The sequence below is a fragment of the Mesorhizobium kamtschaticum genome (assembly GCF_056174585.1).
In genome coordinates this window covers 6,055,404-6,076,509 of the sequence record NZ_CM149691.1, presented here as the reverse complement: position 1 = coordinate 6,076,509, position 21,106 = coordinate 6,055,404, and the positions used below count along the sequence as shown (strand labels likewise).

Annotated in this window: 24 protein-coding genes; 16 read left to right on the top strand and 8 right to left on the bottom strand. The window is 62.9% G+C overall.

The annotated features are described in order from the left end of the window. Window positions 1-22: 22 nt before the first annotated feature. The 3 genes from AC0V7N_RS30265 to AC0V7N_RS30255 all read left to right on the top strand — a co-directional run bounded on the left by AC0V7N_RS30265 (window position 23) and on the right by AC0V7N_RS30255 (window position 3,478). The gene (locus AC0V7N_RS30265) at window positions 23-943 is read left to right on the top strand and encodes a pirin family protein (RefSeq protein WP_475451849.1); all 921 of its coding nucleotides are present in this window, start codon (window positions 23-25) and stop codon (window positions 941-943) included. A 182-nt stretch (window positions 944-1,125) separates the two neighbouring features. Beyond that, complete coding sequence (gene dxs, locus AC0V7N_RS30260) at window positions 1,126-3,039, top strand: 1-deoxy-D-xylulose-5-phosphate synthase (RefSeq protein WP_475451848.1); 1,914 nt, start codon at window positions 1,126-1,128, stop codon at window positions 3,037-3,039. A 148-nt stretch (window positions 3,040-3,187) separates the two neighbouring features. Continuing rightward, complete coding sequence (locus AC0V7N_RS30255; RefSeq protein WP_475451847.1) at window positions 3,188-3,478, top strand: hypothetical protein; 291 nt, start codon at window positions 3,188-3,190, stop codon at window positions 3,476-3,478. Here the strand turns inward: AC0V7N_RS30255 and AC0V7N_RS30250 are convergent. Further along, entirely contained in the window at window positions 3,475-3,876 is a 402-nt protein-coding gene (locus AC0V7N_RS30250) for a GFA family protein (RefSeq protein ID WP_475451846.1), read from the bottom strand. The genes AC0V7N_RS30255 and AC0V7N_RS30250 overlap by 4 nt on opposite strands. A 164-nt stretch (window positions 3,877-4,040) precedes the next feature. Here AC0V7N_RS30250 and AC0V7N_RS30245 point away from each other — a divergent pair, with 164 nt between their 5' ends. The 4 genes from AC0V7N_RS30245 (at window position 4,041) to AC0V7N_RS30230 (ending at window position 9,193) form a co-directional block, all read left to right on the top strand. Continuing rightward, window positions 4,041-4,805, top strand: a complete 765-nt coding sequence (locus AC0V7N_RS30245) for an SAM-dependent methyltransferase (RefSeq protein WP_496627472.1) — start codon at window positions 4,041-4,043, stop codon at window positions 4,803-4,805. After that, window positions 4,802-6,037, top strand: a complete 1,236-nt coding sequence (locus AC0V7N_RS30240; protein WP_496627471.1) for a class I SAM-dependent RNA methyltransferase — start codon at window positions 4,802-4,804, stop codon at window positions 6,035-6,037. Before AC0V7N_RS30245 ends, AC0V7N_RS30240 begins: the two co-directional genes overlap by 4 nt. Before the next feature lie 185 nt (window positions 6,038-6,222). After that, on the top strand, window positions 6,223-8,682 hold the full coding sequence (locus tag AC0V7N_RS30235) for a caspase family protein (RefSeq protein ID WP_496627470.1): 2,460 nt from the start codon (window positions 6,223-6,225) through the stop codon (window positions 8,680-8,682). A gap of 238 nt (window positions 8,683-8,920) precedes the next feature. Then, complete coding sequence (locus AC0V7N_RS30230) at window positions 8,921-9,193, top strand: PsiF family protein (protein WP_475451845.1); 273 nt, start codon at window positions 8,921-8,923, stop codon at window positions 9,191-9,193. A gap of 215 nt (window positions 9,194-9,408) precedes the next feature. Here AC0V7N_RS30230 and AC0V7N_RS30225 read toward each other — a convergent pair whose 3' ends face one another. The 7 genes from AC0V7N_RS30225 to AC0V7N_RS30195 all read right to left on the bottom strand — a co-directional run bounded on the left by AC0V7N_RS30225 (window position 9,409) and on the right by AC0V7N_RS30195 (window position 13,664). Next, window positions 9,409-9,591 (bottom strand): transglutaminase-like cysteine peptidase, encoded by a 183-nt coding sequence (locus AC0V7N_RS30225; protein ID WP_496627469.1) that lies wholly within the window; start codon window positions 9,589-9,591, stop codon window positions 9,409-9,411. A gap of 2 nt (window positions 9,592-9,593) precedes the next feature. Further along, on the bottom strand, window positions 9,594-10,097 hold the full coding sequence (locus AC0V7N_RS30220; RefSeq protein ID WP_496627467.1) for a transglutaminase-like cysteine peptidase: 504 nt from the start codon (window positions 10,095-10,097) through the stop codon (window positions 9,594-9,596). Between the two features lie 202 nt (window positions 10,098-10,299). After that, window positions 10,300-10,689, bottom strand: coding sequence for a type II toxin-antitoxin system VapC family toxin (locus tag AC0V7N_RS30215; RefSeq protein ID WP_475460555.1), 390 nt, complete (start codon window positions 10,687-10,689; stop codon window positions 10,300-10,302). After that, the gene (locus AC0V7N_RS30210) at window positions 10,676-10,951 is read right to left on the bottom strand and encodes an AbrB/MazE/SpoVT family DNA-binding domain-containing protein (RefSeq protein WP_475451841.1); all 276 of its coding nucleotides are present in this window, start codon (window positions 10,949-10,951) and stop codon (window positions 10,676-10,678) included. The genes AC0V7N_RS30215 and AC0V7N_RS30210 overlap by 14 nt, the downstream gene beginning before the upstream one ends. 77 nt (window positions 10,952-11,028) lie before the next feature. Continuing rightward, entirely contained in the window at window positions 11,029-12,441 is a 1,413-nt protein-coding gene (gene tldD, locus AC0V7N_RS30205) for a metalloprotease TldD (protein WP_475451840.1), read from the bottom strand. A gap of 118 nt (window positions 12,442-12,559) precedes the next feature. After that, complete coding sequence (locus tag AC0V7N_RS30200; RefSeq protein ID WP_475451838.1) at window positions 12,560-13,027, bottom strand: YbjN domain-containing protein; 468 nt, start codon at window positions 13,025-13,027, stop codon at window positions 12,560-12,562. Window positions 13,028-13,103: 76 nt separating this feature from the next. Continuing rightward, a complete protein-coding gene (locus AC0V7N_RS30195; protein WP_475451837.1) occupies window positions 13,104-13,664 on the bottom strand; it encodes an invasion associated locus B family protein in 561 nt (186 codons plus the stop codon). Window positions 13,665-14,040: 376 nt separating this feature from the next. Here AC0V7N_RS30195 and coxB point away from each other — a divergent pair, with 376 nt between their 5' ends. From coxB to AC0V7N_RS30150, 9 genes are all read left to right on the top strand, one after another. Beyond that, window positions 14,041-14,925: a cytochrome c oxidase subunit II gene (gene coxB / locus AC0V7N_RS30190; protein WP_475451836.1), complete on the top strand. Its 885-nt coding sequence runs from the start codon at window positions 14,041-14,043 to the stop codon at window positions 14,923-14,925. A 38-nt stretch (window positions 14,926-14,963) separates the two neighbouring features. Continuing rightward, window positions 14,964-16,616 carry a cytochrome c oxidase subunit I gene (ctaD, locus tag AC0V7N_RS30185; RefSeq protein ID WP_475451835.1) on the top strand — a complete coding sequence of 551 codons (1,653 nt, stop codon included), beginning with the start codon at window positions 14,964-14,966 and terminating at the stop codon, window positions 16,614-16,616. 76 nt (window positions 16,617-16,692) lie between these two features. Beyond that, window positions 16,693-17,637, top strand: coding sequence for a heme o synthase (locus AC0V7N_RS30180; protein ID WP_027041466.1), 945 nt, complete (start codon window positions 16,693-16,695; stop codon window positions 17,635-17,637). After that, on the top strand, window positions 17,634-17,798 hold the full coding sequence (locus tag AC0V7N_RS30175; protein ID WP_258584926.1) for a cytochrome c oxidase system small membrane protein: 165 nt from the start codon (window positions 17,634-17,636) through the stop codon (window positions 17,796-17,798). The genes AC0V7N_RS30180 and AC0V7N_RS30175 overlap by 4 nt, the downstream gene beginning before the upstream one ends. Continuing rightward, window positions 17,782-18,429, top strand: a complete 648-nt coding sequence (locus tag AC0V7N_RS30170) for a cytochrome c oxidase assembly protein (protein ID WP_475460553.1) — start codon at window positions 17,782-17,784, stop codon at window positions 18,427-18,429. Before AC0V7N_RS30175 ends, AC0V7N_RS30170 begins: the two co-directional genes overlap by 17 nt. 1 nt (window position 18,430) lies before the next feature. Next, window positions 18,431-19,312 carry a cytochrome c oxidase subunit 3 gene (locus AC0V7N_RS30165; RefSeq protein ID WP_475451834.1) on the top strand — a complete coding sequence of 294 codons (882 nt, stop codon included), beginning with the start codon at window positions 18,431-18,433 and terminating at the stop codon, window positions 19,310-19,312. Between the two features lie 91 nt (window positions 19,313-19,403). After that, on the top strand, window positions 19,404-19,895 hold the full coding sequence (locus AC0V7N_RS30160) for a L,D-transpeptidase family protein (protein ID WP_475451833.1): 492 nt from the start codon (window positions 19,404-19,406) through the stop codon (window positions 19,893-19,895). A gap of 22 nt (window positions 19,896-19,917) precedes the next feature. Beyond that, window positions 19,918-20,304 (top strand): DUF983 domain-containing protein, encoded by a 387-nt coding sequence (locus AC0V7N_RS30155; RefSeq protein WP_475451832.1) that lies wholly within the window; start codon window positions 19,918-19,920, stop codon window positions 20,302-20,304. After that, window positions 20,301-21,056: an SURF1 family protein gene (locus AC0V7N_RS30150; protein ID WP_475451831.1), complete on the top strand. Its 756-nt coding sequence runs from the start codon at window positions 20,301-20,303 to the stop codon at window positions 21,054-21,056. Before AC0V7N_RS30155 ends, AC0V7N_RS30150 begins: the two co-directional genes overlap by 4 nt. Window positions 21,057-21,106 lie beyond the last annotated feature (50 nt).

Below are 21,106 nucleotides of genomic sequence, written 5' to 3'. Positions count from 1 at the left end.
TGGCCGCTGACAAGGAGAGTTCATGAGCTTCTTCCCGGGGAAAGACCCTGAAGCCGGCGACGCCTTTGCCAGCGACCAGATCGAATTGATGGTGATACCAACCGCCAAGGACATTGGCGGTTTTCAGGTGCGCCGCGCTCTGCCGACCGCCAAGCGGCGGCTGGTCGGGCCGTTCATCTTCTTCGACCGCATGGGCCCGGCGATCCTGCGCGGCGGCCAGGCGATGGATGTCCGTCCGCATCCGCATATCGGCCTGTCGACGGTGACTTATCTGTTCGACGGCAAAATCCGGCATCGCGATTCGCTCGGCACCGAAATGGTGATCCAGCCCGGCGACGTGAATTTGATGACCGCCGGCCGTGGCATCGTCCACTCCGAGCGCACGCCCGAGGAACTGCGCGGTGCGCCGATGTCGATCTCGGGCCTGCAGACATGGCTGGCCTTGCCCGATGGCAAGGAAGAAGTGGCGCCGGTGTTCGAGAACACGGCTTCCTTGCGGCTTCCCGAGATCGATGCCGAAGGCGTTCGCGGCCGCGTCGTCATCGGTGACTTCCAGGGGCTGCGCTCCCCGGTGCGGGCCGATACCGAGACGCTCTACGCCGACCTCAGACTGGCGCCCGGCGCCAGCGTGAAGATTCCTGCCGATGCGGAGGAACGAGCCATCTACACGCTGGAAGGCGAGGTCACGATTTCCGGCGACGTCTTTCCGGCCGAACGGTTGCTGGTGTTCCGGCCCGGTGACGAGATCATCATATCGTCGCAGACCGGTGCGCATTTCATGCTGTTCGGCGGCGCTTCGCTTGGCTCGAAGCGTTACATCTGGTGGAATTTCGTCTCCTCGTCAAAGGAGCGCATCGAACAAGCCAAGCAGGAGTGGAAGACGGGCCGCTTCGATATCGTTCCTGGAGACGAGGAAGAGTTTATTCCACTGCCGGAAAACTAAGGAATATCGCCCAAAAGCGGCCCGGTTTCGGGACACGATATGCATGAAAACAAGGGCTTGAAAGCGCGGGCATAAGCTGTTTCGACGCGCTGTGCTTTTGGGAGCAGGCCCGCGTCACTGACACGCATTTACTTTCGCAGGTCGGCGGCCTATCCCGCCGTTGAACAGAAAGCCTGAGACCCGTGAACGCAACGCCGCATACGCCGCTTCTCGACAAGGTCCGCATTCCCGCCGACCTACGGGCGCTTGCCGAGAGCGAATTGCCGCAACTGGCGTCCGAGTTGCGCCTCGAACTGGTCGACGCGGTGTCCCGCACCGGTGGCCATCTCGGCGCCGGCCTCGGCGTGGTCGAGCTGACGGTGGCGTTGCACTATGTCTTCAACACGCCGGACGACCGGCTGATCTGGGATGTCGGCCATCAGGCCTATCCGCACAAGATCCTGACCGGCCGCCGCGATCGCATCCGCACACTGCGCCAGGAAGGCGGCCTGTCCGGCTTCACCCGCCGCGCCGAGAGCGAATATGATCCGTTCGGCGCCGCCCACTCCTCGACATCGATATCGGCCGGCCTCGGCATGGCGGCCGCCCGCGACCTCGCCGGCGGCCGCAACAATGTGATTGCCGTCATCGGCGACGGCGCCATGTCGGCCGGCATGGCCTATGAGGCGATGAACAATGCCGGCGCGCTCGACGCCCGGCTTATCGTCATCCTCAACGACAACGACATGTCGATCGCGCCGCCGACCGGCGCCATGAGCGCCTATCTGGCGCGGCTGGCCTCCGGCAAGGCCTATGCCGGCTTGCGCGATTTCGGCAAGAAACTGACGTCCTATCTCGGCAAGCGTGCCGATCGGGCGATCACAAGAGCGGTCGAGCATGCACGCGGCTATGTCACCGGCGGCACCTTGTTCGAGGAGCTCGGTTTCTACCACATCGGTCCGATCGACGGTCACAATCTCGAACATCTGATCCCGGTGCTCAAAAACGTCCGCGACAATGGCGAAGGCCCGGTGCTGATCCATGTCGTCACCCAGAAAGGCAAGGGCTACGCACCTGCGGAAGAAGCCGCCGACAAGTATCACGGCGTCAACAAGTTCGACGTCATTACCGGCGCGCAGGCCAAGGCGCCGGCCAACGCACCGGCCTACACCAAAGTGTTCGCCGAAAGCCTGATCCAGGAGGCCCGCGAGGACGACCGCATCGTTGCCGTCACCGCCGCCATGCCGAGCGGCACGGGGCTTGACCTGTTCGGCGAAGTGTTTCCCTCGCGGACGTTCGATGTCGGCATCGCCGAACAGCACGCTGTGACTTTCGCGGCCGGCCTCGCCACCGAAGGCTACAAGCCGTTCGCCGCGATCTATTCGACCTTCCTGCAGCGCGCCTATGACCAGGTCGTCCATGACGTCGCGATCCAGAAACTGCCGGTGCGTTTTCCCATCGATCGTGCCGGTTTCGTCGGCGCTGATGGCGCCACCCATTGCGGGGCGTTCGACACCACTTTCCTGGCGAGCCTGCCGGGCTTTGTCGTGATGGCGGCGGCCGACGAGGCTGAACTTCGCCACATGGTGCGCACCGCGGCAAGCTATGATGACGGCCCGATCGCCTTCCGCTACCCGCGGGGCAACGGCGTTGGCGTCGACATGCCGGAGCGCGGCTCGGTTCTCGACATCGGCAGGGGCCGCATCGTCAGGGAAGGCAGCAAGGTGGCGCTATTGTCCTTCGGCACGCGGCTGCAGGATTGCCTTGCTGCCGCCGAGGAACTTGGCGCGGCCGGGCTTTCGACCACCGTTGCCGATGCCCGCTTCGCCAAGCCACTCGACCAGGATCTGATCCGGCGGCTGGCCCGCTCGCACGAGGTTCTGGTGACGGTGGAGGAGGGCGCCATCGGCGGCTTCGCCAGCCACGTGCTGCAGTTCCTTGCCCATGAAGGACTGCTGGAAAGCGGCCTGAAGGTACGCCCGCTGGTGCTGCCCGATGTGTTCGCCGACCACGCCAAGCCGGAAAAGATGTATGCCGATGCTGGCCTCGATGCCGCCGGCATCGTGCGCACCGTTTTCGTCGCGCTCGGGCACAGCACACGCGCTCAACGCGCTTGAATCAAAATCTCAAGCGCTTGAATCAGTTTGCCGGCTTGATTCCTTAACGCATTGTTTACGCTGCCGTTTGGCGCTTTGCTTACCGTGTCTCTTGGCCGTTTTTCAACGGCGCCCTGCTAGATGGTGATCAGGCAGGGAGACAATAACAATGAGAACGCTTCTGTGTGGCGTGGCGCTTTCAGCCACCATCGCAGCATCCGCCGCCGAAACGCCTTACGACCGCAATCTCGAAAAAGCGGCGGTGGGCATCGTCGCCAGCAAGATGGGCGACATCAGGGGCGGCTTTTCCTACAAGCAGGTGCCGCAGCTCGTCGTCCTGCCCGATCCCGTCCCTGCGTCCGCGGTTGCGGCTGAGCCTTCACGGGAGCAAGCTTCAGGCGATCGGCACGACGGTCTGTCTCCTGCCGTCGAGCGCCAGGTGTCCCGCACCATTTTCTAAAACCACATATCACGGACGCAGCGGCCATCGCGCGGCAGGTCGTCGTAAGTGTCGAGACCGTCAAAATGGTCGATCGGCAGATCGGCGACGGCCTCGGGCGGCGCCAGCCGTACATTGACGGCGATGCGTGTTCGACCGGAGGCGCCTGCACGCAAGCCGCGCCAGGCCAGCACGCAGGCGCAGGTCGGGCAGAACAGGATTTCGAGCGAAGGCGTGTCCTTCCCGGCGCGCGTATAACTGCTCACCGGTCCCGCGACACGGATGCGTTCGTCGACATAATCATAGGCCCAGAGCGTGCCATAGCGCCGGCAAAGCGTGCAGTTGCAGGCTGTGATCGGCCCAGGATCGCCCTCCAGGGTCCAGTGGGTTGCGCCACAGTGGCAGGTTCCCGTCAGCATTTCTTCTCCCCCGGGGTTTCGACGACAGAGGGCTCTGCTTGATACCATTTTGCCGGACCTGATACGGTGCACGCAAGCCGCTACGCGGCTCGATGCGTTAGCCGCTTTTTTCTGGTTGCGCCCAATGTCCTTGCCTTCGCTGCCGGCTTTCGCCATGAAGGCCGATGAACTCGCCTCTGCCAGCCAGCACACGCCAGCGGCTCGACGACCTGCTCGTCCAGCGCGGCCTGTTTGCCAGCCGCTCGCGTGCCCGTGACGCGGTCGAGCGTGGCACGGTGACGGTTGACGGTGTCATGGCCCGCAAGCCCGGTCAGAACGTTTCGCCGCAATGCCTTGTTACCATAGACGATCCGGCACAGGGCTATGTCTCGCGCGCGGCGCTGAAGTTGATCGGCGGGCTCGACCATTTTAGCCTCGACCCAGCCGGCCGCGAAGCGCTCGACATCGGCGCCTCGACCGGTGGGTTCACCCAGGTGCTGCTCGAACGCGGTGCCTCCCATGTCACGGCAATCGATGTCGGACACGGCCAGATGCATCCCGATGTCGGCAAGGACCCGCGCGTGACGGTCATCGAAGGCTTGAACGCCCGCGATCTCGCTGCCGAGGATCTTGCCGGCCGTGTTCCGGATTTCATCGTTTCCGACGTCAGCTTCATCTCCCTGAAACTGGCGTTGCCGCCGGCGCTTGCCATTGCCAAGCCTGGTGCCGCCGCGGTCTTTCTGGTCAAGCCGCAATTCGAGGCGGGTCGCGAGGCGATCGGCAAGGGCGGCCTGCTGAAAGACCCCTTCGATGCCGCCCGCGTCGCCGGCCTGCTGCAGGATTGGTTGGATGCGGTTCCCGGGTGGCGCTCGCTCGGCCTGCATCTGTCGCCGATCGAAGGTGGCGACGGCAACCGCGAATTCCTGCTCGGTGGGATTAAGGATCGATGAGTACGCGCTTCACCATCAAAAAGCTGGGCGCCCAGGGCGATGGCATTGCCGAGACTGAAAGCGGCGATCTGTTCATCCCTTTCACGCTGCCGGGCGAGACCGTCACCGCCGCGCGCGAAAGGGACCGCGCCGCGTTGATGGCGGTGCTGGAAGCCTCGCCGCTGCGCATCGAACCTGCCTGCCGCCATTTTACCGAATGCGGCGGCTGCGCCCTCCAGCATTTCGAGGCCGAAGCCTATCGCCAGTGGAAACGCGACAAGGTGGTGCACGCCCTGAAGGGCTTCGATTGCGACATCGATCCGCTGGTCGCCTGCGCGCCGCACACGCGCCGCCGTGTTGTGCTCGCCGCCCGGCGCAGCGATAAGGGCATGCTGCTCGGCTTCAACCGCCATCTGTCGCCGGAAATCATTTCCATATCCGAATGCCCGATCTCGCTGCCCGAGATCGTCGCGGCACTCGACCGGTTGCGGGCGCTCGCCGACTTGATATGCGCCACCACCAAGTCGTTCCGGATGGCGGTCACCGTGACGGGTTCCGGCCTCGACGTCGCGGTGCATGAATCCGGCAAGCTCGGCGAACACCAGCGCCGCATCGCCTCCAATTTTGTCCTTGCGCAAGGATTTGCCAGACTGTCCATCGATGACGAGATCGTCATCGAGCCGAGGAAGCCTGTTGTGATGTTCGGCAGTGTCGCTGTCGCCGTGCCGCCGGGTGCCTTCCTGCAGGCGACCGAGGCCGCCGAACAGACCATGGCCGAGATCGTCGGGGGCCATCTGAAACGCGCCAAGAAGGTCGCCGATCTTTTCGCCGGTTGCGGCAGCTTTGCCTTACGGTTGGCCGCGAAGTCGGAAGTCCATGCGGTGGAAGGCGATGCGGCCGCCCTCTCGGCACTCGACCGGGGGGCGCGGTTCGCGACCGGCCTGAAGCGAGTGACGGGCGAACGCCGCGACCTGTTTCGCCGGCCGCTGACGTTCAAGGAGCTGAACGCCTTTGACGGCCTTGTCTTCGACCCGCCGCGCGCCGGCGCCGAGGACCAGTCAAAGCAGATCGCCCGCTCGGATGTTCCCTTGGTTGCCGCGGTGTCCTGCAATCCGGTGACGCTGGCGCGCGACCTGCGCATCCTCATCGATGGCGGCTATCAACTGAAAAGCGTGACGCCGATCGACCAGTTCCTGTGGTCGCCGCATGTCGAGGCGGTCGCCCTGCTGGAAAAGCCCAAGAAGCGCCGGTAGGCGGATCGGTTCGACTGCCGCGCGGACAGCGATCACTTTTTCTTGAAATCGGCAGGTAGGCTATACTCGATCCCAACCTGCCGAGATCGCGCCGCAAAGCCGCCTCTTTGCGCCCATCTAGTCCAGATCGCTGGAGGAGGGGAAGGGCCTCGACAGCGTCGGCTCTTTACCCATGGTGGCCTGAAATGCGGATGCTCCAGAAATTCCTCGGTTTATTCGTCCTCTTGCTTGTCGTCGCCGCCTCGGCGACGGGCGCGCTCGCGCAACAGCAAAAACGCCTCGCTTTCGTTATCGGCAACGCTGCCTATCCGTCCGGCGCGATGGTGACACCCGCCAACGACGCCGGACTGATCGCGCAGACCTTGCAGGCTGCCGGTTTCGATGTGGTCGGCGCCCGTGATGTGGATCAGGAGTCGCTGCGCGGCGCGCTGCGCGACTTCCTCGGCAAGGTCTCGGCCGCCGGACCCGACGCGGTCGTCTTCGTCTATCTCGCCGGCCAAGGTGTGCAGTTCGAAGGCGAGAACTACTTCCTGCCGGTCGATGCCCAGATCGCCAATCCTGCCGACGTCCCGCTCCAGGCGATGCGGCTCTCCGACGTCACCAAGTCGCTGGCTGGACTGCCGACGAAGGTCAACATCGTCGTGCTCGACGCGGCGCGACCGAATGCATTCCCGCAAACGAACCAGCCGCTGGCCGGCGGTCTCGCGCTGGTCGATCCCGACCCGAACATGCTGATCGCCTTCAACGCCGCGCCGGGAACCGTCGCGCCGGAAGGCAAGGGCCCGTACGGCGCCTATGCCCAGGCGCTGGCCGAGATGATGCGCGACGGGGGCCTGTCGCTCGACGATGTGTTCGACCGCACGCGCCTGCGCGTCAACGAAGTGACGCAAGGGGCCGAAGTGCCTTGGAACGCCTCGAAGATCAGCGCGCCCTTCGTGTTCTTCGATCGTGCCCCGGATGCGCCCGCGCCGAAGGTTTCGGAGGCCGAATCCCAGGCCAACCGGACCAGGGAAATCCGCGACTTCGATGCCCACGACGCTTATGTAGCGGCGCTCGATCGCGACACGCTGCGCGGTTATGAGGATTTCGTCGGGGCCTATCCGCACGATCCGATGGCCAAGCGCGTGCGCGCCATCATCGCGGCGCGGCGCGAGGCGATCACTTGGCGCGAAACCTGGCTACGGGACACGCCGGAAGCCTACTGGTCATATCTCCGGCGCTACCCGCATGGCCCGCATGCCTGGGATGCCCGCCGCCGGCTCGAGCATTTCGAGGCGGCCCTGGAGCCCCCGGAGGATTTCACCGTCTACGCCTATGACGTGCCGCCGCCGCCGGAGGAGGAAATCGTCTACGTCGACCGTCCCGTACTCTATTTCGACGACCCCGACTTCGATTTCGATCCGCCGCCACCGATCGCGGTGATCTTCCTGCCGCCGCGGCCGCGCGACTTCATCGAACTGCCGCCACCGCCGCCGCCAGTCGGAATCTTCCTTCTGCCGACACCCGTCTTTGTGCCCGTGCCGGCCTGGGTGAACCCGCCACATGACGTCTTCCCACCGCCGGACAATGTCATCTTCAATAACATCCACAACACCACGATCATCAACAACACGACGATCAACGAGAACAACAACCAGGGCGGTGGCCTCACCACGGGCCAGAAACTGACCGCCGGCGCCGTGGGCCTAGGTGCGGCCGCACTGGCGACCAAGGTGGCGCTGCCAGCTCTTCTGCAGAAGAAAGAAGCCGTGCTGTCCAAGCAAAACCCGGGCGGCCTGCCGCTGAAGCCGGGGCAGGGTGGCCAGCAGCCCGGAGGTGCCACGCCGCTGTCGAAGACCTTGCCTGCCGACAAGCTGACAGGTCATGCCTTGCCCGGCGCCGACGGCAAGACGCTGCCGCTCGTCAATGGCAAGCCGGTGCTGAATGGACAGAACCTGCCCAACAACCCGAACCTGCCCAACAACAAGTCCAAGAAGCTCTTGAACAAGCAGGGCACGGCAGGTGGAAACGCCGTGACCGGGAACCCGGTGCTGAATGGACAGAACCTGCCCAACAACCCGATCCTACCCAACAACAAGTCCAAGAAGCTCTTGAACAAGCAGGGCACGGCAGGTGGAAACGCCGTGACCGGCAACCCGGTGGTGAATGGGCAAAACGGGGCCAATGGGCAGCGCCAGACCGGTACCGGCAAGAAGTTCCGCAAGGTCCCGGGTGCCAACGGCAAGCCTGTGGCGAATGGAGCGAACCCTTCGGCGCTCAATGGCCAGAATTCCGGCCAGAATCCGCCCAATGGCAAGTTCAAGAGGCTTCGCAATCAGGGCGTTGGCCAGACGAACGGCCAGGCCAACGGGCAAGGCAATGGGCCCCAGGGCAATGGCAACGGTCCCAAATTCCACAAGCTACCCGCCAACGGAAACGGTGGTGGCAACGTTCAGCAGAAATTCAAGGTCAACAATGGCAATCAGCAGTTGAAGGTGCTGGGTCAGCCCAAGCCGCAGAGGCCGGAGTTCCACGCCCAGCCGAAGCAGCAGATCCAGCAGGTGCACCGGCAGCCGCAGCCGCAGGCACAGCCAAAGCCGCCGCAGCCGCCAGCCGTCAAGAAGCCGTCTTGCGGGCACCCCAATGAGCCCGCTTGCAAGAAATAGCACATGTCGCCCGGAGGTGGCCCGACTTCGGTCGCGACATGCGTAAGGCTTGAAACGCATCGCCGGTCGCGTTGTGTGAGGTGAGACGCTTTGCCTGGCTAGGGGCAAAACATGGCCGGGCCGCTGCGGCAACCCGCGATCAGATCACAACTGCGTGGTTGGCCACAGCTGAGATTGCGCGGCGCCCCGGCTCGCTGATACCCAGTCAGTGCCGGGGGGCCTCAAGGGAGTAACCATAATGAGGATTGCAAGCGTTCTGACGTCTATCGCCTTGGCCGGTTTCATTGCGACGGGAGCCGCCGCGGCAGCGACGACAGCAGCCACGACGACCACTGCGCCGGCCGCCACCACGGCCGCCCCCATGAAGAAGGCGCCGGCGACCGCCATGACGCCGGAGAAGACCGCTATTTCGAAGCAATGCTCAGCCCTTGCCGATGCCAAGAAGCTGCACGGCAAGGCGCGCGCGAAATTCCGGGCCGACTGCAAGAAGAACGGCGGCAAACCCACCTGATCAACCGCCGTCGCGGCGGAGGTCCGCTGCCAGCCTGCCCTGCCGGGGAGGCTGGCGGCAATTTCGGAAAATATGAACCTGGTTGCGTTTGAAGCCGCTCCCATGTGAGCTGCGCCAGGGCGGAAGGTAGGCAGGTGGCATTCGCCATCTTGATGGTTGGGTACTCGCCCCCCCACCGCTGCAGTGCCTGGGCCGCCGCGGCCCTGTCAGGCCCTTCAGTCTACGAGCTTGGCAACATTCGTGAGGGTCTTCGGCGTGCCACCCCGCCGGTTGATCGACACCCAGATATTCGGGTTCTGCTGCGACTGGCGTTTCAGGAAGTAGTAGCCAGTCGCGTTCCAGGGCCTGATTTCGTTGACCAGATTGTCGAGGACGAGATCGCCCTTGTCGGTTTTCACCGTCAGGATGGTGTGGCCTTCATGTCAAGGTCGTGGACCACGGTCATCAGCAGCGCCTGCCGGGGGAATCCAGCCTCCTGAAGAAGCTTACGCTTGTAGAGTGCGTAAATCTTGCAGTCGCCCTTGCCGTCAACCGGGTAATCCCAGTGGTCCGCCATCGTGCCCCAGTGATCGAAATTGCTGACGGGTTTGATGGCGCTGTTGGCCTTCTGATTTATTCGTTTGAGGGTGCGCAGGTTCTGCGCGGTCAGCTTGACGTTGGTGGCCGGCAGAGCGGGCACCTTGCACTCTTTTGGTCGGCGATGGCAGAAATCGACCCAACCGTAGGGGACGCTGGTGGAGCCGCCCACCGCGGCAGAGAGTGACCCATCCCTGGATGGTTGCGTCGATATTCGCTTGAACAAGGTCGACTGTGCCGCCGCCGGGGTGACTTGCAGCGATGTCGCACCTATCAACGAAACGAAGCCAAGCAGGATAGACGAAGTCAGGACGGAGGAATGCCGCATTGCCGAAACCACCACCGCAACGAGGAAGCTGGTACTGCGTTCGTGCGCAAAAGGCAGCCCAGGCAGTTAAACAGTTACTAATTTCCTAACGTGGATTGTGTTCACTTCAAGGTGTGGCGGGGATTCAAGTTAGAAAAGCAAGGATCAGCCGGCACATTCAGACCAAGCTCGACTGTCGGAGCGCCAGCCGCGCGCCTCCAAATTATGCTTCCTGCACGCTCTCATATCCGGCCGCCCTCGCAGCTTTGAGGAAATTACGGTCAAAGGTCGCCAAGCCGGCGCAATGAGCTGATTTCCCCAGACGCAGCGCATCTGCGAAATCCATTCCCGAGTCCGACAGGTCGAGCGCAGAGGAGACAACCGCGGCATCTTCCAACTCAACCGTCGGCAACCCGCCGAACACCCGCAATGCGCTGGCGACCACCGCCTGGCTATAACCATAGGCACTGCGGAGCACCCACTCAGTCTCCAGGATTACCGTGACAGCGACAAAGACGGGTTGACCATCGATCAACCGCCGGGCTCGCGGGGACTGCTCCGGATCGTCGTTCGTCAAATACCTGACGACAATGTTGGTATCAATTGCGAGCATCGCGTCGCCGTGCTTCAGCAAGGACGGCTGCGTCCATTTCCTCCAGCGTCTTCGGCTTGCCACTATGCGGCAGGACGCCAAAGACATCGTCTGGCCGCGTCGGGGCAAAGGCCGGCGCCAATTTCAAAAGCACTCCATCCGGAGTGTCTTCGACCTGCAGGCGCGTGCCCGAGCCCCAATCCTTCCGTTTCCGGATCGCGCTGGGCAGGATCACCTGTCCCTTGGTGGAGACGGTCGTTATGAGTCTTTCTTTTGCAGCCATCGTGTCGCGCCTTCATGTAAGACGAAGGTAAGATAGTCTTGTCGCGAAAGCTATTCAAGCCTGTCGGATTTGCAGCCTCAAACCCGCGTGCCGCCGACCGTCATCTGGTTCATCCTGAGATGCGGCTGGCCGACGCCGACCGGCACGCCCTGTCCGGCCTTGCCGCACATGCCGATGCCGTTGTCGAGCTTCATGTCGTTGCCGACCATCGAGACGCGGTGCATGGCATCCGGCCCGTTGCCGATCAGCATCGCACCCTTGATCGGCTGCGTCACCTTGCCGTTCTCGATCATGTAGGCCTCGGTGCAGCCGAACACGAATTTGCCCGAAGTGATGTCGACCTGGCCGCCGCCGAAGGAGACGGCGTAGATGCCGTTCTTGACCGAAGCGATGATCTCGTCCGGCTCCATGTCGCCTGACGTCATGTAGGTGTTGGTCATGCGCGGCATCGGCTGGTGCGCATAGCCTTCACGCCGGCCGTTGCCAGTGGCTTTCATGCCCATCAGCCGGGCGTTCTGCCGGTCCTGCATGTAGCCGACCAGTTTGCCGTCCTCGATCAGCACGTTGCGGGCCGAAGGCGTGCCTTCATCGTCGACGGTGAGCGAGCCGCGCCGCTCGGGGATGGTGCCGTCGTCGACGACGGTGACGCCCTTGGCGGCGACCTGCTGGCCCAGGAGGCCGGCGAAGGCCGAAGTTTTCTTGCGATTGAAGTCGCCTTCCAGCCCGTGCCCTACGGCTTCGTGCAGCATGACGCCCGGCCAGCCGCTGGACAGCACGATGTCGAAGGTGCCCGCCGGGGCAGGGATCGCCTCGAGATTGACCAGCGCCTGCCTGAGCGCCTCCTTGGCCGCGTGCTTCCAGCTGTCCTCGATCAGGAATTCGCCAAACGCCTTGCGTCCGCCCATGCCATAGGAGCCGCTTTCCTGGCGGTCGCCATCGCCGACCACGACCGAGACGTTGATGCGGACCAGCGGCCGGATATCGCGCACCACCTGGCCGTCGGCGCGCACGATCTCGACATGCTGCCAGGACGCGGCGAGCGAGGCCGTCACCTGGCGCACGCGCGGATCCTCGGCGCGCAGCCATGCGTCGATTTCCTGCAGCAGCTTTGCCTTGGCCTCGAAAGAGGGCGAGGGGATCGGATTCTCCTCGCCGTAGAGATGGCGGTTGGTGCGGGCGGGTGCGGCGGCAAGCGTGCCGGAATAGCCGCCCTTGACGGTCGAGACGGCAGCGGCCGCGCGCAGCAGCGAGGTCTCGGACAGGTCGCTGGAATGGGCATAGCCGCTGGCTTCGCCGGCGACGGCACGCAGGCCAAAGCCCTGGTCGGTGTTGAAATTGGCGGTCTTCAGCCGGCCATTGTCGAACATCAGCGCCTCGCTCTCGCTGTATTCGAGAAACAGTTCGCCGTCGTCGGCGCCGTTGATGGTGTCGGCAACGATCTGCTTGATGCGATCGTCTGAAATGTCGAATTGGCCGATCAGGCTGTTCATGGCGCATCCATTCGTGGGAAGAGAGCTGGTTTCCCACGATGTAGGCGTGAAGCCGCGCCGAGACAATCGCCCCCGACGCGCTGTGCGGGCAAATGCGATCGCCGACAGGCCGCCGGCGTCACTTTTGGTTGATGAAATCCTTGATGTTGGTGGTCATCGAATCCCAGTTCGAGAACTGTTCCTCGAGATTGGCCTTGGTGATGCCGCCGATGAAGCTGATATCCATCTTGAAGTTGGAACCGTCGCCGGAAAACGCCTTCACCCAGCGATACTTCTTGTTCCACTCGTTGGCTTGCTCGGCCGTGAAGGCGTCTGTGTAGCCCGAGGAAAACTGGATGGATTTGCACTTCTCGTGGTTTTCGCAGCCATAGAAGTAGATCAAGTACTTCATGCCTTCGAGCCGGCCGGAGACCATGGGGTCGCCACCGTCGTCCTTGTCCAGCTTGGCCGAACCGTAGCCCTTGGCAATGTCGAGAATCGTAGCCGGATCAGGCGCTGTGATGATTTCGCTATCTTCAGCCCACGCAACGGAAACCGCGCCGGTCGAAATCAGACCGGCGGATAAAAGCATTGAAAACGAGCGCATGATGATCCCCCCGCCAAAAACCCGCATCCCATGGGAATTCTGCGTCAGGGCCGGTTTTTTGGCAAGCGTCCCGCTGTCAGGGCAGGGCGGCGAAGCCGTCGGCAAAACCCTTGAGGTCGACAGGGATGCCGATGCCTTCTTCAGGCGTCTGGAAGACGATGAACGTCGCCGACGTGCCGGTCTTCAACGTGTCGAGCAGCGGCTTTTCGAGAATGACTTCCGCGTAGCAGCCGTCCTGGAAGCAGCGCACGAAATAGGCGCGTCCGATGTCCTTGCCGTCGACATTGAGGCCGAGGCCGTTCGGCAAAAGCACGCCGAGCGGCGCCAGCACGCGCAGGATCTCGGCCTTGTTGTCGGCGGTGCGCAGCACGACGACCGACAGCCCCATCTCCGGACGATCCTCGGCGACGACGTTCTGCATCATCACGCATTGTTCGGAGGTTGCACCGGCCGGCGTGTCGCAGATGATCGACCACGCGCCATGCGTCGAGCGCACCGTGCCGCTCGGCTGGGCGGCATTGGCCTGACCGGTGACGAACAGACCGGCCGCGGACAAGATAGCGAGAAACACGGCCTTCGCCAGTGCTCTCGAAAGCTCCTGTCTCGTATGCCTCAGTCCCGAAAGCCAAGAGTTCATGACGGCTCCATTGCGAATCACGGCACTTTAAGCCGCGCCAATGCCAAGTAAAGGACGAGACCGCGGCCGAACTATCCCGAAACAGGCAATACAGCGCTTTTCCCTGCCAAATTCGCCTGAATTACGACGCTTCGCACACCCCGCCAGCATGAGGCGGGCAACCCGCCGGACATACGCGATTCGTCGCCGTGGCCGCTGCCCCGGAAGGGCCATGCCAGCTTGCGCGCAAAAATGCCGCACAGTTTCCTCCGCTCCTTTCTTGCGGAGGGAAAAAGAGTATGGTTTGAACCACCTTGAGACTGTCGGGATTCCCGTCCCGGCATTGTTCGTTATTCTCGTTGGCACAGCCGCGAGGAACTGGGAGACGAAGAGGGCGATGAGAAATTTCCTAGCAGACGCCAAGTTTCTAGCCAGTGCTGGGGTTGCCACCGCGTTTTTCGCCGGCACATCCGCCCATGCCGATCAGCCCGTGAACTGGGAGACGAGTTTCCAGGCGCCGGCGACCGACATGATGCGGCAGATCGAGTGGTTCGGAAACTACACGATGTGGTTCGTCGTTCCGATCACCCTGTTGGTGCTGTTCCTTCTTGCCTATTGCATCTTCAGATTCCGGGCGAGCGCCAATCCGGTCCCATCCAAGGTCAGCCACAACACGCTGATCGAGGTGATCTGGACGGTCGGACCCGTCATCGTGCTGTTGCTGATCGCCATTCCTTCGTTCCAGCTCCTGACCGCGCAGTACACGCCGCCGGAAGAAGCCAAGCTGACCGTCAAGGCGACCGGCAACCAATGGAACTGGGACTACGAATACCAGACCGACAACACGCTCTCCTTCAACTCCGCCATCCTCCAGGAGGGCGACCGTGCCGCCGCCGGCAAGGAGGATCGCAAGGTCTATCCGCGGCTGCTCGCCGTCGACAACGAGTTGGTGGTGCCGGTCAACACGATGACCCGCGTGCTCGTCACCGCGACCGATGTGATCCACTCCTTTGCCATGCCGTCGTTCGGCATCAAGATCGACGCCGTTCCGGGGCGCACCAACGAGACCTGGTTCAAGGCGGAGAAGGAAGGCCTTTATTACGGCCAGTGCTCGCAGCTCTGCGGCAAGGACCATGCCTTCATGCCGATCGCCATCCGTGTCGTCACCGACGCGCAGTTCAAGACCTGGCTGGCGGCAGCCAAGACCAATCTGCCCGGCGCCAACAAGACGCTGATGGCTGAGGTTGATGGCCAGAACAAGGTAGCGGCCGCCGGCAACTGATGCCGCGGGTTAGCAAGATTTAGGGAACGGAGCGGAACATGGCAGACGCTGCAGCTCACGATGGGCACGACCACAAACCTTATCACGGTTGGGTGCGCTGGGTTTATTCGACCAACCACAAGGATATCGGTACGCTCTACCTGATCTTCGCGATCATGGCCGGCATCATCGGCGGCGCGCTGTCGGTTGCCATCCGCATGGAACTGCAGGAGCCTGGCATCCAGATCTTCAGCGGTCTGGCGCAGATGGTCTATGGCATGAACGGTGACGCCGCGATCGACGGCGGCAAGAGCATGTACAATGCCTTCGCCACCGCGCATGCGCTGATCATGATCTTCTTCATGGTCATGCCGGCGCTGATCGGCGGCTTCGCCAACTGGATGGTGCCGATCATGATCGGTGCTCCCGACATGGCGTTCCCGCGCATGAACAACATCTCCTTCTGGCTGCTGCCGCCGGCCTTCATCCTGCTGCTCACCTCGATGTTCATGCCGAGCGCGCCGGGCGCTTACGGCGTCGGTGGTGGCTGGACGCTTTATCCGCCGCTGTCGACCTCGGGTCAGCCCGGACCGGCCATGGATCTGGCGATCCTGTCGATCCATATCGCCGGTGCCTCGTCGATCCTCGGCGCCATCAACTTCATCACCACCATCTTCAACATGCGCGCGCCTGGCATGACGCTGCACAAGATGCCGCTGTTTGCCTGGTCGGTGCTGGTCACCGCCTTCCTGCTGCTCTTGTCCCTGCCGGTTCTGGCCGGCGGCATCACCATGCTGCTCACCGACCGCAATTTTGGCACCACCTTCTTCGCTCCCGATGGTGGCGGCGACCCGATCCTGTTCCAGCACCTGTTCTGGTTCTTCGGTCACCCGGAAGTCTACATCCTGATCCTGCCGGGCTTCGGCATCATCAGCCACGTCATTTCGACCTTCTCGAAGAAGCCGGTGTTCGGCTATCTCGGCATGGCCTACGCCATGGTCGCGATCGGCGCCGTCGGCTTCATCGTGTGGGCGCACCACATGTACACGACCGGCCTGTCGCTCGACACGCAGCGCTACTTCGTCTTCGCCACCATGGTCATCGCGGTGCCGACGGGCGTGAAGATCTTCTCCTGGATCGCGACGATGTGGGGTGGGTCGATCTCGTTCAAGACGCCGATGCTGTGGGCGCTGGGCTTCATCTTCCTGTTCACCATCGGTGGCGTCACCGGCGTCCAGCTGGCCAATGCCGGTCTCGACCGCTCGCTGCATGACACCTATTTCGTCATCGCCCACTTCCACTACGTGCTGTCGCTGGGCGCGGTGTTCGCCATCTTCGCCGGCTGGTACTACTGGTTCCCGAAGATGACCGGCTACATGTACTCGCCCGTCATCGCCAACACCCACTTCTGGGTCACTTTCGTCGGCGTCAACCTGATCTTCTTCCCGCAGCATTTCCTCGGCCTCGCCGGCATGCCGCGCCGCACCATCGACTATCCGGACGCGTTTGCCGGCTGGAACTATGTGTCGTCGATCGGCTCCTATATCTCGGCCGTCGGCGTGGCGATCTTCCTCTACTGCGTGTTCGAAGCCTTCCAGAAGAAGCGGGTCGCCGGTGCCAACCCATGGGGTGAGGGCGCCACCACGCTCGAATGGCAGCTGCCTTCGCCGCCGCCGTTCCACCAGTGGGAGCAGCTGCCGAAGATCAAGTAAGGCGGCTCCCCGCTCGAATACGAAACCGCCGGCCCGCCGGCGGTTTTGGCCAACGGAATGATGGACTTGAGTACGCATGGCCCTAGTCGACGAAACCAGCATTGACGAAGCGGGCTTCCGCATGTCGGAAGCGACGGCGGGCGATTTCTTCGCCCTGCTGAAGCCGCGCGTCATGTCGCTGGTGGTGTTCACCGCCTTTGTCGGGCTGGTCGCCGCACCCGTGACCATCAACCCGCTGCTGGCGGTGATCGCCATCCTGGCCATTGCCATCGGCGCCGGCGCCTCGGGCGCGCTCAACATGTGGTACGACGCCGACATCGACGCTGTGATGACCAGGACGGCCAGCCGTCCGGTGCCGTCCGGCCGCATCCAGCCGCACGAGGCGCTGACCTTCGGCCTGGTGCTGTCGGTGCTGTCGGTGATGACGCTCGGCGTGCTGGTCAACTGGCTGTCGGCGAGCCTGCTGGCCTTCACCATCTTCTTCTATGCCGTCGTCTACACGATGTGGCTGAAGCGCTGGACGCCGCAGAACATCGTCATCGGCGGTGCTGCCGGTGCCATCCCGCCGGTCATTGGCTGGGCCGCGGTGACCGGGTCGGTCAGCCTCGAAAGCATCATCCTGTTCCTGATCATCTTCCTGTGGACACCGCCGCATTTCTGGGCGCTCGCGCTGTTCAAGTCCGAGGACTATGGGCGCGCCGGCATCCCGATGATGCCCAATGTCGCCGGCGAGGCGTCGACCCGCCGTCAGATCTTCGCCTATGCGCTGGTGCTGGCTCCGGTCGGCGTGCTGCCGTGGTTGCTCGGCTACACCACGCCGATCTATGGCGTGGCCTCCGTGCTGCTGGGCGTTGGCTTTGTCTGGTATGCGTGGAAAGTACTCGGCATGGCCGACGACGATCGCGCCATGAAGCCGGCCAAGGCGTTGTTTGCCTATTCGCTGCTTTATCTCTTCGCCATCTTCGCTGCCTACCTGGCCGACAGCGTTGTCGAACGCGCACTTGCCATGGGTGGGGCATGACCATGGTCGAGGAAAAACTTGAAACGGTCACTTTGACCGATCGCCAGAAGAAGGCCCAACGCAGCCGATCCATCGCCATAGGCGTGGCGCTGGCGGCGCTGGTCGTCATTTTCTACATCGCGACGATCGTCAAGTTCGGCCACAATCTGGGCACGATGTGATGAGCGTCGAGATGTCCAAAAGCCGGCCGGCAGGAACAGCAACGCCATCGTCGCGGCGGTCTGCCTTGCCTTCTTCACCGGCATGATCGGCATGGCCTATGCCGCCGTGCCGCTCTACAAGATGTTCTGCCAGGCGACAGGCTATGGCGGCAAGACGCAGCGTGCCGAGAAGCAGTATGCCGGCCGCGTGCTCGATCGTGAGATCACGGTGCGCTTCGATGCCAATATTGCCGGCGTGCCGTGGGAATTTCAGCCGGTCCAGCGCTCGATGACCATGAAGATCGGCGAGACCGTGCAGGCGCATTATCAGGCGACCAACAAGTTCGATCGCCCCGTCACCGGTCGCGCCACCTTCAACGTGCAGCCGGAGCTGGCGGGTCCGTATTTCAACAAGGTCGAGTGCTTCTGCTTCACCGATACGTCGCTGAAGCCCGGCGAGACGCTGGACATGCCGGTCCTGTTCTACGTGGATCCCGATATCGTCAATGTGCCGGAACTGAAGGACGTGAAGACGATCACCTTGTCCTACACGATGTTCCCGGTCGAGAAGACCAAGCCGGTCGCCTCCTCGGAGCCGGTCCAGGGCAACAGCAAGACAATTTCCAATACCGAAGCAAATCTCGGGGGTTGATATGGCAGACGCGCACGCAAAACCACAGCATGACTATCATCTCGTCGACCCGAGCCCGTGGCCTTTCCTGGGCTCGATAGGGGCGCTCGTCATGGCCTTCGGCGGCGTCTGCCTTATGGAGTACCTGAAGGGCGGCACCTTCCCGATCTTCGGCTTCAATATCGCCAATCCGTGGCTGTTCTTCATCGGCCTGGTGATCGTCCTCTACACCATGTTCGCCTGGTGGTCGGACACGATCAAGGAAGCGCATGAGGGCCATCATACGCGCGTCGTGTCGCTGCATCTGCGCTACGGCATGATCATGTTCATCGCCTCGGAAGTGATGTTCTTCGTCGCCTGGTTCTGGGCTTATTTCGACGCCAGCCTTTTTGCCGGCGAGGCGCAGAACTACGCGCGCCACACATTTACCGGTGGCGTCTGGCCGCCAAAGGGCATGGAGGTTCTCGATCCCTTCCATTTGCCGCTTTACAACACCATCATCCTGCTGCTGTCGGGCACCACGGTCACCTGGGCGCACCATTCGCTCATCCATGGCGATCGCAAGGGCCTGATCAACGGCCTGGTGCTGACCGTCGGCCTCGGCATGCTGTTCACCATGGTGCAGGCCTACGAGTACATGCACGCTCCGTTCGGCTTCAAGGATTCCATCTACGGCGCCACCTTCTTCATGGCGACCGGCTTCCACGGCTTCCATGTCATCATCGGCACCATCTTCCTGCTGGTCTGCCTGGTCAGGGCGATGAAGGGTGATTTCACCCCCAAGCAGCATTTCGGCTTCGAGGCCGCCGCCTGGTACTGGCACTTCGTCGACGTGGTCTGGCTGTTCCTGTTCTCTGCGATCTATGTCTGGGGATCTGCCGGCGCGGTGATCGAAGGCCACTGATCCAGTCTTTGGGATTTCGATTTCGGGAAGGCGGCTGCGGCGACGTGGCCGCCTTCTTCGTTTCGGCGCAATGATCGTCGATCGATTGCCCATGCGGCTGACAACTCCCTGGGCGATTTGCGCATTCATCCTCCTGGCGTTCCCGGCCCATGCGGCTGATTCGGTCGATCTGGTGCGTGTCCACAAGGCGGAACGGCTGCTGGAACTGATCGGCGACGGCAAGGTCCTGCGCAGCTACGGCATTGCGCTCGGTGGGGATCCCGTCGGCCACAAACACCAGGAGGGTGACCAGCGCACGCCCGAGGGTCGTTATGTCCTCGACTGGCGCAACCCCGACAGCATCGCGCACAGATCGATCCACATCTCCTATCCCAATGCCGAGGATCTGGCGGCCGCGACGGCGCGCAATGTCGACGCCGGTGGCATGATCATGATCCATGGCCAGCCGAATGGTTTCGGCTGGTGGGGCTGGCTGCTTCAATTGGTCGACTGGACCGATGGCTGCATTGCCGTTACGGACTCCGACATGGACGAAATCTGGGCACTGGTGGCCGACGGCACACCGATCGAGATCGAGCAATAAGCAATGAGCGACGGCCCTATCCATGACTGAAGACAAGGCGATCTGGCCTCCGATCGAACCGATTTCGGCTGGCCTGCATGGCCGTTGCCCGCGCTGTGGCGAGGGGCGGCTGTTTTCCGGTTTCCTCACCGTCGGCAAACGCTGCGTCAATTGCGGCCTCGACTATTCCTTCGCCGATGCCGGCGACGGGCCGGCGGTCTTCGTCATCCTGATCATCGGCTTCATCATTGTCGGCCTGGCGCTCTGGGTGGAAGTGACGCTGAGCCCGCCGCTCTGGCTGCATCTGTTGATCTGGATTCCGCTGGCCCTGGTGCTGTGCCTGACAGCGCTGCGGCTGATCAAGGGCGTGCTGCTCACCCTGCAATATGCCAACAAGGCGGCCGAAGGCCGGCTGGACCGCGGCGAATGAGCGAGGCATCCATCAAGGAAAGCGGCCGTTCACGGCCACGATCGGCATTGCTGCTCGGCCTTGGCTCGGTGCTGCTTTTGATCCTGATGGCGCTCGGCACCTGGCAGGTCCAGCGCCTGCACTGGAAGGAAGGTCTCCTGCAGACCATCGACCAGCGCACCCATTCGGCGCCACGCCCATTGGCCGAGGTCGAGAAGGAATTCGCCTCGACGGGGGACGTCGACTACACCCCGGTCACGGTCTCCGGCACGTTCCTGCATTCAGGCGAGCGGCATTTCTACGCGACCTGGGAGGGTGATGCCGGCTTCAACGTCTACACGCCGCTTGCCCTCGACGATGGTCGCTTCGTGCTGATCAATCGTGGTTTCATACCCTATGATCTGAAGGACCCCGCCAAGCGCGCCAAGGGGCAGGTCACAGGCAAGGTGACCATCACCGGGCTTGCCCGCAATCCGCTGCCGGCAAAGCCGTCGATGATGCTTCCCGACAATGACGTGGCCAAGAACATCTTCTACTGGAAGGACCGCGACGTCATGGCGGCGAGCGCCGGCCTGCCGGCCGGGTTCACGCTGGTGCCGATCTTCATCGATGCCGACAAGACGCCCAATCCCGGCGGTCTGCCCATCGGAGGCGTCACCATCATCGACCTGCCGAACAGCCACCTGCAATATGCCGTCACCTGGTATGGGCTTGCGGCGGCCCTCGCCGCCGTGCTCATCCTGCGGCTTCGCCGTCCCGCGAAAGAGGAATGAACGCGCGACACCCTTGACAGGGCCCACTCTTGACAGAACAGGGGTAGGCA